This window comes from Bacteroidota bacterium (genome assembly GCA_016711505.1).
Lineage (GTDB): Bacteria > Bacteroidota > Bacteroidia > AKYH767-A > 2013-40CM-41-45 > JADKIH01.
Genome location: JADJSV010000003.1, coordinates 23,374 through 36,550, shown reverse-complemented (window position 1 = coordinate 36,550; position 13,177 = coordinate 23,374). Strand labels below are relative to the sequence as shown.

The following is a 13,177-nucleotide window of genomic DNA, read 5'->3' as shown; positions in this document are numbered from 1 at the left end:
GTCGAAAAATTTAAACCTTCCGATATCAAATACAAAGCAATCCAGGTCATCGGTAGCAATTATACGATGAGTTAACCGGGCAATATGTACACTAACCCCACCCACAGGTGGAGGAATCGGCCCAATGTGAAGCACTTTTATTTTCATTTCAAAGTGTTCAACAAAATTAAATAATCATTCACAATCTTGTCTTCATGAAAATCATTCGCTCTCTGGATCAACATTGAACTATCAACGTTTGCTTTTAAAGCGATTTGAATTTTTTCTGACAATGCCTGAATATTCCCCACAGGACTTAGCCACCCGTATTTTTCATCTGACAAAATTTCTCTCGGACCGTTTTCGCAATCAGTACTAACGACTTTACATCCACAACCAAGAGCTTCGATGATTACTCCGGGCAAGCCTTCATAATCTGAACTTAAGACAAACAAATCTGCCTTTGAAAAATATCTGCAAGGATCACTGACAAATCCAGGTAAAGAAATTTCATCTCCAAGCCCCAGTGTTTTTTTCAGTTTTACTAAATGTGGCATCTGATTGCCATCACCTAAGATGATCAGTTTTGCAGGAATATGTTTATTCACTTCTTTAAAAGCGTGTATCAGTAAGTCAAAGTTCTTACTTCTCGTTAATCTACCCGCTGCGACTATAACTTTTTTTCCACTTTCAAAAAATGGATGCTCAACAGGTTGATTTTTTATCTGATTAAATTCATTGGTTATAACCGGATTATTTATGACATGAATTCTGGATTTTAATTTCGGAAATAATATCGCAAGTTCTTTCCCTACTCCTTCTGAAACAACAGTTATCATATCGGCTCTGGGAAAAAGAAATTTACTCAGGACCATTTGAACCTTCCCTTTAAAGCCTTTCAAATTTTGCAAGTACGTGCTTTGTTCATTTAAAATGATCTTTCCTTTCCAGGAACACATTTTAACAGCAAGTAAAACCATTATCTGAATATGATTCTGAACTATAAATAACTTTGAAGGATTACTTAATTCCAAATATTTTCTGAAAGCAAGAATTCCCTGAGAAGCTTTTCTTCTGTTAAGGTCAATAATTCTAATTCCTGAATTAATTTTCGAAAGAAAATCTCCTGTCTTATGTAAAAGCACAAGTTCAATTGTTAATCCTTTTGCAGCAAGGCCATTCATAAGATGAAGTGTTGCACGCTCAGCACCTCCAATACGCATTGAACCAATAACAAATGTTATGTCAGGTCTTTTCATGAAACTAATTGTTTTTCATCAAACAAATTCCAGAAACGTGCGCTCAAAAGCAGACCAAGTCCAATAGAGAAAGATTTATGATAAAAAGAATGATAAAATAAAAATATCATAGGAATGATCATGATAAAAATATAAATGCAAGTTCTACGTCTATCACCGACTACATCTCTTTCCAACGCATTTCTATAAGTATATATCAGATACAAGAATGCAATCAATGCGGGTAATCCCCAATAGATCCATACCTGAAAGAAGGCATTATGCGCAGCCATTGCAACATCCGTCGTAAACCGATTTGTTATTCCTGCATTTACTGCCCAACCGTGCCAATAATTTCCTGAACCAACCCCGGTTATAAAATACTGATTAATATTATTCAATACTGCTATGTACACTTTAGTTCTCGAATCTTCTTCCTGCAATTCTGTTATTCTTACTAGTGAAGCCAATCGTACCCAAACCATGTCCGGTACAGTTATAGCCAGGATGATCAGAAGAGCAGGGATAGCCAGGATCCATTTTTTAAATTTGATCTTTGACTTAACAAGAAACAATAAAAATGAAGCAAAAAATATTACAGCACCTGTTCTTGATGCAGGAAGAAATACTCCCAGAATTGACGGAAAAGTTAAAGCTGCAAGCAACCATTTTTTCCATTTTACCTTTTCATAATACGCCCAGATGATTCCAATTATTGAACCTATGGATGAGAAATATGAAATGTCATTTAAATTTCCCCGCAAATAAAATTCTTCGAATGCCATAAGTCTGGCCTGAGAGGCATCAGAAAAACCAACTGCATTTATGTTTTGCATCAAAGGAGCTGTTCCTGTTATTATGAGGAATGATTGCGCAGCACTGGCTAAAATAAAAGTAAACAGCGCAATATCTAAAGCCATTCTGTCTCTGCACAAGGCAACAATACAAAACATTCCAATGATCATATTCACATATCGCGTTATGAAATCGTATGAGGGAAATGGATGTAATGTTTCCATGAAAATACAAAGCAAAGCGAAAGAGATCGAAACGATAAAATATTTTCCGGAAAACAATCTTATTAATGTTTTTAGTCTGGTGATTGCCAGATAGAATAATGTTAGTCCAAATAGCAAAAAAGGAGTGCTTGCGCCATATATCAAAGGCAGGTTTGATTCGAAATAAATACTGAAAACAAGAATAAAAAGCAAAACGCGGTCTGCCTTATTAGACTTGAAGTCAATAGCAACCGGAGGCTTTAAATCTGGTGAAAGGTGCGTAAACAATGCTTTTTTGATGATGTCCCGAAGATACAAAAAGCATTCTTATTCACTTTAATAAACAATCCTGAAACTAATTAATTATATTTCCTCAAAAAATCTACTTGCATTAAAAAATACTCGCTTTAATTCTTAAACGTTTTCTCACGTACATGTAAGCGGTAATATTTAAAAAGACAAGGCCGAGCGAACTACCGATTGCTGCACCGGTGATTCCATAATATTGAATCAGAATTGAATTCAGTACAAACTGTATAAAAATTGCAATTGCATAAAAAGAAAAAAACATTCTGTGGTGACCTGTCATTGTAAGTAAGCCGCCAACCATTCCTGTTCCGGCATTGATCAGTTGTCCGATGAGCAAGATCAAAAGTGGCATGTATGCATCAGCATAAGGTTTGCCAAAAAACCAAGAATCATTTTTCCAAATACTGCCATAGCAATGATCACCGGAAGTGAAATACTAAGGATCTGAAAACTCGCTGTTCTGATCAGTTTCTGTAATTTAATGAATTGCTTTGATTCATAAAGTGCTGAGATCTTTGGCATGATCACATAATCAGCTACAGACAAACCTAATGAAGCAAGAGTTGCAAGTTTAGCAGCTACTGAATAAATTCCGGCTTTTGTATTTCCTAAAAAATAACTGACCATTAAAATGTCTGACTGCTTAAGCAACAGATCCATTAATGTTGTCATGAACAAAACTGATGAAACAGAGATCCACAACTTTTTTTTATAAGTTACTTCAGTTGTTTCAACAACCTCTTTCATTACTCGTCCCGCTTTCCTGTTTATAAAAATGCAAATAGATGCTGTAATACCCAGATTAATAAGCATGGCTGCATCAACAGGAAGTTTATTATAAGAACTGAAATAGTACCAGCAAGCAACCCCCATTAACACCGGAAACAGAAAATATGCCGGAAGCAAAGAAAGTTTGATCATTCTCAGTGACCGCAATACCGCACTCGCCTGGGTTGTGAATGCCATGAATGGCAACAGCAAGACAGCCCAGAATAATCCCTCGCTGAATCCGATGTGAAACTTTTTAGACTTTGCCAATAAAAAAATAAAGATCGCAAGACTGCAAATAATTGCAAGTATCATGATCATCCGGTAAGAGAATTTCACAAAACCATTGGCTAAAGAAGCATCCCCTTTACTCAAAGCTGAAGGCAGAAAACGAAGTATGGAAGAGTCGAAACCAAACATACTTACAACCAACAGTAAGTTAAGTGCTGTTATGATTACTGTGTAGTCTCCATAATTCTTTGGACCCATTAATCTCGCAAGTACAATTTGCAAAACAAAGATGAGTCCCAATCCGAGCAATCTGAAAATAAGAGCGTGCAAAACCGGTTTATCCAGTTTACCTGTCTTCTTATATTCTTCAATTAGTTGTCCGGCTTGCATTCGGTATTACTGATATAAATTATTACTTTTTAAATTGTACTCCACAAAAATCCAAAACATTTTTCCCATGTGGAATAGCAACAGAAGAAAATTCTTTATGCGCAACAAGAAAAACAAGTATATCTGCTTCGTCAACCGCTCTTAAAGTATCAGTAATTTCCAACTCTGCATGTTTACGCAAATTAGGTTCAACTGCCATAACATGACTACCGGCTTTTTCCAATTCGTGATAGATCTCAAGTGCCGGTGATTCTCTCAGATCATCAATATCTGCCTTATAGGAAAGACCCATACAAGCAACTTTCGGCTGTCTGCCCGTAGATTTCAAAAATTTCTTAATTGCAATTTGAATTTTTTCTACAACCCAATCTTTTTTATAATTATTTATCAGTCGGGCTTGCTTAATGATTTTTGCTTCCTTTGGAAACTCCGATACAATGAACCAAGGGTCAACGGCGATGCAATGTCCACCAACTCCGGGTCCGGGTTTAAGGATCCGTACACGAGGATGTTTACAGGCAAGATCGATCAATTCATTTACATTTATCTTTGCCTTATCACAGATCATCGAAAGTTCATTGGCAAAAGCAATATTCACATCCCGAAAAGCATTTTCAACCAACTTACACATTTCAGCTGTACGTGAATTAGTTTTGTGCAAATTTCCTTTCACGAACTTACCATAAAAATTTACTGCAGCTTCAGTCGAAGGTTCATCAATTCCGCCAATCACTCTGTCATTTTGCTGAAGTTCATAGATCACACTACCCGGCAAAACTCTTTCCGGACAATATGCAATCCAGATCTTGTCTTTCAATTCCGGTCGTTCCTTAAAGATAAGTTTCGACATTTTTTCCGTTGTTCCAACAGGACTGGTAGATTCAATTATAAAAAGATTTCCCGGCTTAAGTTGCGGTATTACCATTTTAGTTGCTTTCTCTACAAATGAAAGATCCGGTTTATGATCTTTTCTGAAAGGAGTAGGAACTGCAATAAGAAAAACATCCGAAGCTTTAACTGTTGTTGAAGCGGTTAAATATTTTTTAAGAACAGCAAAATGTACTAATCCATCGAGATCAGGTTCAACAATGTGAATCTTGCCTTTGTTGATAGTATCAACAACAGACTTATTTACATCAACGCCATGAACTGATATTCCTTTACTTGCTATGAGCGCTGCTGTTGGCAAACCGATATAGCCTAAACCCATAATTGTTACTTGCATGTGCGATGAATTACTGATTATTTAACAACTTATTTATTATGTCTGCGATCTGTTTACAAGATGTACCATCTCCATAAGGATTCACAGCTTTTGCCATCCGATCGTAAGCGATTTTATCATCAAGTAAAATTGACATTTCAGATACAATCAGATCAATGTTTGTTCCTACTAACTTGGCAGTTCCCGCTGTAACACCTTCCATTCTTTCAGTCACATCACGCATAACCAATACAGGTTTTCCCAATGAAGGAGCTTCTTCCTGGAGTCCACCGGAATCTGTCAACACTACTGTTGATCGTTCAATCATTTGTATGAATTGCGGATAATCGAGTGGTTCTATAAGGTGAACATTATTTTTATTTGCCAACATTCTCTGTACAGGTTCCTGCACATTTGGATTCAGATGAACAGGGTATAGAAATTCCACATCAGGATACTTTGAAGCAAGCTGACTAATTGCTGAACAGATATTTTCAAATGGTTTTCCGAAACTTTCACGTCTATGTCCTGTTATTAAGATCATGCGATTTCCATTGGTTAAAAATGGAAATTCCAGTTTCATTTTTGATTTCCGTACTTGTTCTAAACCCAGAAATAGTGCATCGATCACTGTATTACCCACATTGTAAATATTATCTGAAATATTTTCTTTGTTCAAATGGCTGACCGCTTGCGAAGTGGGTGTAAAATGAAAGTCTGCCAGATGGCCCGCAAGTGTTCTGTTCATTTCTTCCGGAAATGGTGAGTACTTATCGTGACTACGCAAACCGGCTTCGATGTGTGCAACTTTTATTTTCTTGTAGTAGGCAGCAAGTGCACCAACGAATGCAGTTGTAGTATCTCCCTGAACAAATACGCAATCAGGATTAGCAGACGATAGTACAGGTTCCAATTTTATCAATGCATTTGCAGTAACATCAAACAATGTTTGATTGGGCATCATGATATCAAGATCGTAATCGGGAGTGATCTCAAAAAATGAAAGCACCTGATCCAACATTTGTCTGTGCTGAGCTGTAACGCAAACCAGCGTTTTAAATTCATTACGGCTTTTAAATTCCCTGATCAGCGGTGCAAGTTTTATTGCTTCCGGACGTGTTCCAAAAATAAATAGCAATGTGGATTTTTTCACTTTGATCTTGATATCGGCTAATAGCCATAAAGCCCATTGTGTATAGGCTTAAGATATTTATACTGATTGCAGGCTTAGGGGTTGCAATTTTAAATGATTTGCCTGCGCTTTTTTAACAACAGAAAAAGAACAGGTAACTGCGTCAATATTAACGAAATAACCAATAATGAATATAGTACAAATGTTGGATTTTCATACCGGAAAAACCATGCTGACAAAATAAATATTGTATTGACAAGATAAAGCAGAACACAAACTTGATGGGGTTTAAATCCAAGTTCAAGTAATCGATGATGAATATGATTTCTATCTGCAACAAAAGGAGATTGCTTTTTAAAAATTCTTATCGTAAAAACACGCAATGTATCGATCATCGGAATAACAAGAATAGCAAATACTACAACCGGTGCTGTCTGATAAGTGAACCACGAATCAATTTTCACAGAACGTGATAATTCAATAAACCGGAATGCAAAAATGGAAAGCATAAAACCAATTGTCATTGTGCCGGTATCACCTAAGAATATTCTGGCATTTCTGAAATTATATGGAAAGAAACCGATTAAAGCACCGCAAAGTGATAATGATAAAACCGACATGAGTGGGTCATTGTAAATATAAAAAAGCATGGCGAAAACAAGAGTTGCAATAATTCCAAGGCCAGATGCAAGTCCATCAATACCATCAATCAGGTTATAACTATTGACAACAAATAAAATTCCGAGTAGCGTAAGAAAAAAAGAAGCGTATTCATTTAATACATGAATTCCGAACAGACCATGAAGTGATTCCAACTTGATTTTACAAAATAAAATCAGAATGATAGCTGCAGTTAATTGCCCGGATAGTTTTTTTATAGGCGCTAAAGGAGCAATGTCATCCCGTAATCCAAAGAAGAAAATCAGAATGAGAGATGTGATGATAAACAGGTGTTGCTTCTCAAAATATGGCGCTGCTCCAAGAGTAAAAGAAAATATCATAGCTGCAAAAACAGCTACACCCCCTAGCAAAGGAGTTTTTCTAACATGCAGTTTTCTTTCGTTCGGCTCATCAAACAATTGCAGGCGGGCAGCTATCCGGATTATTGTTGGAATAGACCCAAATGCAATCACAAAAGCAGTTATGAAACAAATCAGAAAAAACATTTACAATTTTCTTTTTTAGAAATCAAAATAGTAATTCTCCAGAGAGGTACGAATACCAAAATAGTAGAATGTCGATTGATTTCTATATTGTGCATTATCAAAATTACGCATAATTATTCCTGCTTCAACTACAAAATTAGTCTTAGGATTAATGAGATAATTTACTCTTAAATCGACAGTTTTCAGATTAGATTCCAAGTCCATCAAACATGTAATGCCCGTATTCTCCGTCGCGCATATCCCGCGTTTCATAGCTATCGAAAATATTATTCCCAAGGTTAACATCAGCAGTGTCCTGACCCATTTTAGCTATCTGAACTTTCACTTCAGCAAACAAATTTTTATACCTGTAGTTTATAAACGACACAGATTCCGCGAAATTTGCTCCCAATGGATGAGTGAGCGATTGATTGTAATGTGTATAGCTCTGCGCAGAAGTCCGGTGCTGATAAGTATATGGTCTTACCAGATTAAATTCAGTTTGAACATTGAGGTTTTTTACCCTGAACAAATTGCTGCTTTTAATTCCCAGTTGAAATCCTTGCTTATTTCCCCACCAACCCTTTCCAGACCGAACTTCATCAAGCAATAATTCATCGAGCATCACCTGGCCATAAAGCGTATTAGACCTGTTTATTTTCCATTTTATATTTGAAGCCAAGAGGACATTATCCGGTGAGCCCAGAGAATTTTCTACAGGTCTGATAAATAATACAGGGTTTAAATACGCAAGTTCATATCCCCGCGAAGCAGAAGGAGCCCACATTACTGTTTCGAATATACTCACCGTAAGTTTATTTTTCTTCCCGATATTAAGATCAAGATTATGAGTAGTACTGTACTTTTTTAAGTAACCAATATTCGGATCAGGCACACTCTGAAGATCTCTATACACTGCATAAATAGCTGTATACCGGAATTTCCAGAATGTCATATTGATTCTGAGAAAAGGATAACTGTATGAATTATCCGACAACAATAATGAACGATATCCATCGCCAATAAAATTTTTATCATGTGCGAGTAAAAAATCAAAATGTTTATTGAGAATATAACCGATACCTCCGATAGACTGGCTGAAATCAAAAACTTTTTCAGGATTATATTTCACTATTCCCTGACCGGGAACAACATTTGTTGCACGGACTGATGAATCAATGTATGAAACATAACGGGCTTGGTTCTCGTGAAATCCTGTATAGAAATAAAATTTATCTTTTACATTCGCCTGGACAAGAACGCCACGGGTATTTACAAAATAGTTACTGATCGATTCCTTTTCTTTTCCGAACTGAAGATTAAAAACAGGATCTACTGAAAGCACAATGTCATCTTCATTAACAAATAGTAAATGCTCTTTTAACAATTTTCTTCCTACCCATGTTCTGGTAAATTTGCCTTCCGTTACTATTGGACTGAACACAGAATCTACAGGAGCAATTTTCCGAACATCAGTATATAAATATGGTTTAACAGAAGAATGAAAACCTGTAGTATCAGAATTTATAAAAGACTCTATTCTGGTATTTACATCTCTGTTCATCGGGAACAATGACTCTTGTGCATAGGTAGACACTGCAAATACTTCTGCAATCAGCAATAATGAAAATTTATTCATGCTACGAAAATACAGCTTTGAGATGAATCCGGGATTGCCTGGTTGGTGAGTTATCAATAAATAACGGTTAAAATACTACAAGGAAACTACAGGCAAATTTTTCGTGTTAAGCGTCTCGAATGCTTGCTCAAGACTGATAAACTGAAAATCACTCAACAGTTTTTCCAGCTTCATTTCAGACGTTTTTAGTCCGGTATAGCTCATAAATCTCCGTTTGATCGACAGATTTCTGAGTTGTGGCTGATCAGGGTCAAAATCTCTGGGATGAAAATAAGTCATAACATAATCTGATTCCTTCATCCATTTCCTGATCAATGGATAAGGCAGCAACCGAAAATATCCTCCACCCGAAAATATGAGCTGCTTTTTCAGAAACGACTTTGTATTAATCGGGAACTCAACGATTTCATATCCGGGACCGGTCATCAGACAAGGTTTTTGGAAAGGAAAATCTGCAATACCACCATGATTTCTTGCTGCGGGGAAAACCGAACTATCTATCTTGATTCCCGCATTTTCGAGTTCTTCAAATACATAACCATGTTCACGTGAAAGAGAAAAACCCGGCGCTCTGTATGCAACGACTTTTTTTCCGGTTAAACTTTCAAGAATAGACAAGCTTCTATTTAGATCTTCTTTGAACTCTGCCTTGTTATTCAAATAAAGTAGCTGATGGTTCATAGAATGGCAAGCAATTTCATGCTTCACTGAAATTTTGCGTACCAAAGCCGGATATTTTTCTGCAATCCAGCCGAGGCAAAAAAAAGTTGCAGTTAATTTTTTTTTCTCTAATAACTGAAGAATTCTCTCAGTGTTCGCTTCCACCCTGCTTTCAAAGTTCAACCACTGAGCAGGATATGCTGTATCCTTGAAATCAAGAATATGAAACCAATCTTCCAGATCAAATGTTAGAATGTTCATCAAAAAATATCGTAGTCGCCAAAGGTAAGAAACCACTTTTTAAAATCAGTAATTGAACTTGAAATATTATTTGAATGAATCCGCAAAACAACATTCAGCTTTTTCAACATAAATAATTTCGGCACTTTAAAAAAACCGGCTGATTTCAGGCACTGCGCCTCCGGTGTATCTAAAGGAACAGATGAAATTATCAGGTCAAGTTTATTCTTCTGAAGCTGATCTATTAATTGCCCTATCTCCGTATTTCCTTTTAAAGTAAGCAGATCAACGATGATTCCACAATTTACACCGAAAATATTTTTTGATCTTAAAATTAAAACCGTTTCAATCGTACCATTCTTTTCAATTTTAAAGAGTTGATATTTTCTAATCGGTATATCGATATAGCGCCAACGCATGAATTCTGCTGAACGATCAGTAGTGTAAACATTCCGTTTTTTGAATTCACTCCAGAAATAATTGTATTTGTGCAAATCAGAATTTAAATTCAGCAAAGACACTTTCGGGAGATCAATATTAAATTCATAAGTATATTCATCTCTTACTTTGCTGTTGAATAAAAACGAATACAGTGCTCTGAATGGATTAACCACTTTCAGCATTAAAGGCAATTCACCAATTCCTGAAAACTTAAGTTTATTGATAAATCCTGAAACGGAATTCTTATTTGGAAAACCAATTGTAAAATCAATATTAAGTTTTTTACAATCAGAATAAGTAAGCTCAGCCAATTTCGTGAAGTACCCTTTGCCACGATGAGCGGGATGGGTAATAGTATTCAAAGAAAGAGAAGCATTTATGATTTCATTTCCTATAGAATATTTTCTAGGCACAACCACGTACTGAGAAACAATTTTACTCTCTTCATTTGCTAAAAATACAAGCGCCTTTCCATCAGGATTGGAATTATATTCCCAATTTAAATATTTTACATTAATAATTTCACCCTTATCATATGTAGATCTGGCTAGTTCTGCAAGTTCATTAATTTGCGAAAGATCGCTCCTGATAAATCTCATTTTTTGTTTTCTAAAATTAGAGACTTAAATAAAGCTTCGTACTGCAAAGAAATTTTTTCCCAGGAATAAAATGTTAAAACTCTATCATATGACAATTCTCTAAATTGCATTCCCGAATTACCGGACTCTTCCAATCCATTCAACAATTTCAGCAATTGTTTTTCATCAGCAAAATAGTTTTGCTCATTTCCGGCCACTTCACGGTTGAAAACATTGTCGTGGCAGATACATATACATTTTGCAGCCATTGCTTCTAACAGTGCCGGATTTGTTCCCCCAACACTATGCCCATGAATGTAAGCAAAAGAGTTCTTCCTCAAACTGTCCAGTTTATTTTTCTGATAAATACCACCTGTAAATACAATCCGTTCATCATTAACAATTGAAATTTTCCTTGCAAAAGGATTATCATCCGTACTACCTACTATTACCAATCGTTTTTCACCTTTATATTTTGAAAAGGCCTTTAATATCAATTCAAGATTGTTTTCCGGAACCAATCTTGCAACAACAAGAAAATAGGCATCCTTTGATAGGCCAAACTTTAACAAAACAGAATCATCAAAGCTCAAGGGCACTTTTGCTCCATAAGCAATAGATGATATTTTATTCTCTGAGATCCCGAATCGATTTTTCCAGTATTTCCTGATTTCATTTGAATCAGCAACAATATGTTTACTGAAAAGTGTTGCTGTATACTGGAGAAGATACACCAGCCATCGTTGCAAAAAAGTATATTTCCCTCTACGATGTTCAACACCATCCACATTAGTAATGCAAATAATTTTACTTCTGAATTTAGGATAAAATAATGATCCGCCAACACCACAGACAAGAACAATATCGTTTGAATCACTTACAAGTTCCAAAGATTGCTTGTAATATTTCAATGGGTTCTTGCTTTTCATAAAATCCGAATGGATAATTTTTACCGGAAAATCAAAACCGGAAGCGGCATTTTCCTTTTCATTTACAACAGTTATTTCATGTCTGACAGAAAGAGATTTAGCCAAATGAAAAGCAAATGTTTCAAATCCCCCATAATTTGCAGGAATACCTTTCGAACCTATTATTGCAATTTTCATCGGCAAATGATTTTATTGAATAATTTCGATATTAACTCCCAATTATGATTTTTCTTTATTAATGCTAAGCCATTTTCTTTAAGGAACTGCAATCTGGCCGGATCAGAAAGTAATTGATTTAATTTTTCACTTAATTCTCTATGGTCACCACATTTAAAAAATTCAATAGCATTAAAATCCTTTACAAAATCTTTGTTAGGAATCAGATCACTTGCTAAAACAGGTAATTGATAACTAAGAGCCATGATCAATACTCCGCTCTGATAAATTTTTCTGTAAGGAAGAACGATCACATCTGCCGCTTTAAAATACAGGTCTCGTCTTTCATTCGAAATATATCCGATATCAGTTACCAATTTTCCTTCAGCTGTTAATTTATCTGTCCAGGTCGAATAATCAGAAACAGAATTCATTCTCATCCTTCCTGCGACGATCAGCTCGGCATCCACATCCTGCATTGCTTTCAACAATACATCAAGACCTTTTGTAGGCTTTATCATTCCAAAAAAAAGTATGATTGGCGCGTCAGTTTTTAACCCCAGTTTATTTCTCGCTTCATTCTTTGAAATATCAGATGGAAGATCCAGATAATCGCCATGAGGAATAATATCTACTTTTCCTGCTGTCATTTCATATTTCCTTGTAAGCTCATCACCGGAATATTGGTTATGAACAACAATATGCTCTGCCATAGTCATCAGTTCTCTCATTTGGGATTCATCATCCCTTTCAGAAATCAGACTTTCGACATCATGTACTATAAAAATCAATCTGACATTTATAGAATTTAGTTTTCGTGAAAACCAAATAAGCAAATCTGACGGTTTAAACAAATGCAAAATTACAAAGTCCGGCCTATCTACTTTCACTTTTTTAAATGCGCTATAAAAAGAATATAATATTCCAGGAAGAAACAATGGCGAATTTGAAAAATTAAAAGGAAATTTTTTTACAGAATATTCCGATTGATAATTGCTATAAACAATTGTTTTTATTCCCAGCTTATTCAAATTTGCAGCTAAAGAATCGTTGTAATGATCCAATCCTGCTTTTCTACCAACAGGATCAATTATACAAACAGTGTGTTTTTGGGATGATTCTAATTTCTGACTCATATAA

At 35.6% G+C, this 13,177-nt stretch carries 13 protein-coding genes; all 13 read right to left on the bottom strand.

Translation table 11 applies throughout. The features are described 5' to 3' along the window. Positions 1 to 143: 143 nt before the first annotated feature. A complete protein-coding gene (locus IPL24_06100) occupies positions 144 to 1,238 on the bottom strand; it encodes a glycosyltransferase (protein MBK8363262.1) in 1,095 nt (364 codons plus the stop codon). Then, positions 1,235 to 2,503, bottom strand: a complete 1,269-nt coding sequence (locus IPL24_06095; protein ID MBK8363261.1) for an O-antigen ligase family protein — start codon at positions 2,501 to 2,503, stop codon at positions 1,235 to 1,237. The genes IPL24_06100 and IPL24_06095 overlap by 4 nt, the downstream gene beginning before the upstream one ends. A gap of 103 nt (positions 2,504 to 2,606) precedes the next feature. After that, positions 2,607 to 2,867 (bottom strand): polysaccharide biosynthesis C-terminal domain-containing protein, encoded by a 261-nt coding sequence (locus tag IPL24_06090; GenBank protein MBK8363260.1) that lies wholly within the window; start codon positions 2,865 to 2,867, stop codon positions 2,607 to 2,609. Further along, a complete protein-coding gene (locus IPL24_06085) occupies positions 2,864 to 3,913 on the bottom strand; it encodes an oligosaccharide flippase family protein (protein ID MBK8363259.1) in 1,050 nt (349 codons plus the stop codon). The genes IPL24_06090 and IPL24_06085 overlap by 4 nt, the downstream gene beginning before the upstream one ends. Before the next feature lie 22 nt (positions 3,914 to 3,935). Then, positions 3,936 to 5,138, bottom strand: coding sequence for a UDP-N-acetyl-D-mannosamine dehydrogenase (gene wecC, locus IPL24_06080; protein ID MBK8363258.1), 1,203 nt, complete (start codon positions 5,136 to 5,138; stop codon positions 3,936 to 3,938). A gap of 10 nt (positions 5,139 to 5,148) precedes the next feature. Then, positions 5,149 to 6,270, bottom strand: coding sequence for a UDP-N-acetylglucosamine 2-epimerase (non-hydrolyzing) (gene wecB, locus IPL24_06075; protein MBK8363257.1), 1,122 nt, complete (start codon positions 6,268 to 6,270; stop codon positions 5,149 to 5,151). Positions 6,271 to 6,359: 89 nt separating this feature from the next. Further along, the gene (locus IPL24_06070; GenBank protein MBK8363256.1) at positions 6,360 to 7,415 is read right to left on the bottom strand and encodes an undecaprenyl/decaprenyl-phosphate alpha-N-acetylglucosaminyl 1-phosphate transferase; all 1,056 of its coding nucleotides are present in this window, start codon (positions 7,413 to 7,415) and stop codon (positions 6,360 to 6,362) included. 15 nt (positions 7,416 to 7,430) lie between these two features. After that, entirely contained in the window at positions 7,431 to 7,619 is a 189-nt protein-coding gene (locus IPL24_06065; protein ID MBK8363255.1) for a hypothetical protein, read from the bottom strand. Further along, positions 7,603 to 9,033 carry a hypothetical protein gene (locus tag IPL24_06060; GenBank protein ID MBK8363254.1) on the bottom strand — a complete coding sequence of 477 codons (1,431 nt, stop codon included), beginning with the start codon at positions 9,031 to 9,033 and terminating at the stop codon, positions 7,603 to 7,605. The genes IPL24_06065 and IPL24_06060 overlap by 17 nt, the downstream gene beginning before the upstream one ends. Before the next feature lie 75 nt (positions 9,034 to 9,108). Further along, a complete protein-coding gene (locus IPL24_06055) occupies positions 9,109 to 9,954 on the bottom strand; it encodes a polysaccharide deacetylase family protein (protein ID MBK8363253.1) in 846 nt (281 codons plus the stop codon). Further along, positions 9,954 to 10,973, bottom strand: coding sequence for a GNAT family N-acetyltransferase (locus IPL24_06050; GenBank protein MBK8363252.1), 1,020 nt, complete (start codon positions 10,971 to 10,973; stop codon positions 9,954 to 9,956). The genes IPL24_06055 and IPL24_06050 overlap by 1 nt, the downstream gene beginning before the upstream one ends. Then, entirely contained in the window at positions 10,970 to 12,058 is a 1,089-nt protein-coding gene (locus IPL24_06045; GenBank protein MBK8363251.1) for a glycosyltransferase, read from the bottom strand. The genes IPL24_06050 and IPL24_06045 overlap by 4 nt, the downstream gene beginning before the upstream one ends. After that, positions 12,055 to 13,173: a glycosyltransferase family 4 protein gene (locus IPL24_06040; protein ID MBK8363250.1), complete on the bottom strand. Its 1,119-nt coding sequence runs from the start codon at positions 13,171 to 13,173 to the stop codon at positions 12,055 to 12,057. Before IPL24_06040 ends, IPL24_06045 begins: the two co-directional genes overlap by 4 nt. Positions 13,174 to 13,177 lie beyond the last annotated feature (4 nt).

What these genes read in the sequence shown, in the direction of transcription:
- IPL24_06100 (MBK8363262.1), bottom strand. Translation starts at nt 1,238, where the DNA reads ATGAAAAGACCTGACATAACATTTGTTATTGGTTCAATGCGTATTGGA.
- IPL24_06085 (MBK8363259.1), bottom strand. Translation starts at nt 3,913, where the DNA reads ATGCAAGCCGGACAACTAATTGAAGAATATAAGAAGACAGGTAAACTG.
- wecC (MBK8363258.1), bottom strand. Translation starts at nt 5,138, where the DNA reads ATGCAAGTAACAATTATGGGTTTAGGCTATATCGGTTTGCCAACAGCA.
- IPL24_06070 (MBK8363256.1), bottom strand. Translation starts at nt 7,415, where the DNA reads ATGTTTTTTCTGATTTGTTTCATAACTGCTTTTGTGATTGCATTTGGG.
- IPL24_06065 (MBK8363255.1), bottom strand. Translation starts at nt 7,619, where the DNA reads ATGGACTTGGAATCTAATCTGAAAACTGTCGATTTAAGAGTAAATTAT.
- IPL24_06060 (MBK8363254.1), bottom strand. Translation starts at nt 9,033, where the DNA reads ATGAATAAATTTTCATTATTGCTGATTGCAGAAGTATTTGCAGTGTCT.
- IPL24_06055 (MBK8363253.1), bottom strand. Translation starts at nt 9,954, where the DNA reads ATGAACATTCTAACATTTGATCTGGAAGATTGGTTTCATATTCTTGAT.
- IPL24_06050 (MBK8363252.1), bottom strand. Translation starts at nt 10,973, where the DNA reads ATGAGATTTATCAGGAGCGATCTTTCGCAAATTAATGAACTTGCAGAA.
- IPL24_06045 (MBK8363251.1), bottom strand. Translation starts at nt 12,058, where the DNA reads ATGAAAATTGCAATAATAGGTTCGAAAGGTATTCCTGCAAATTATGGG.
- IPL24_06040 (MBK8363250.1), bottom strand. Translation starts at nt 13,173, where the DNA reads ATGAGTCAGAAATTAGAATCATCCCAAAAACACACTGTTTGTATAATT.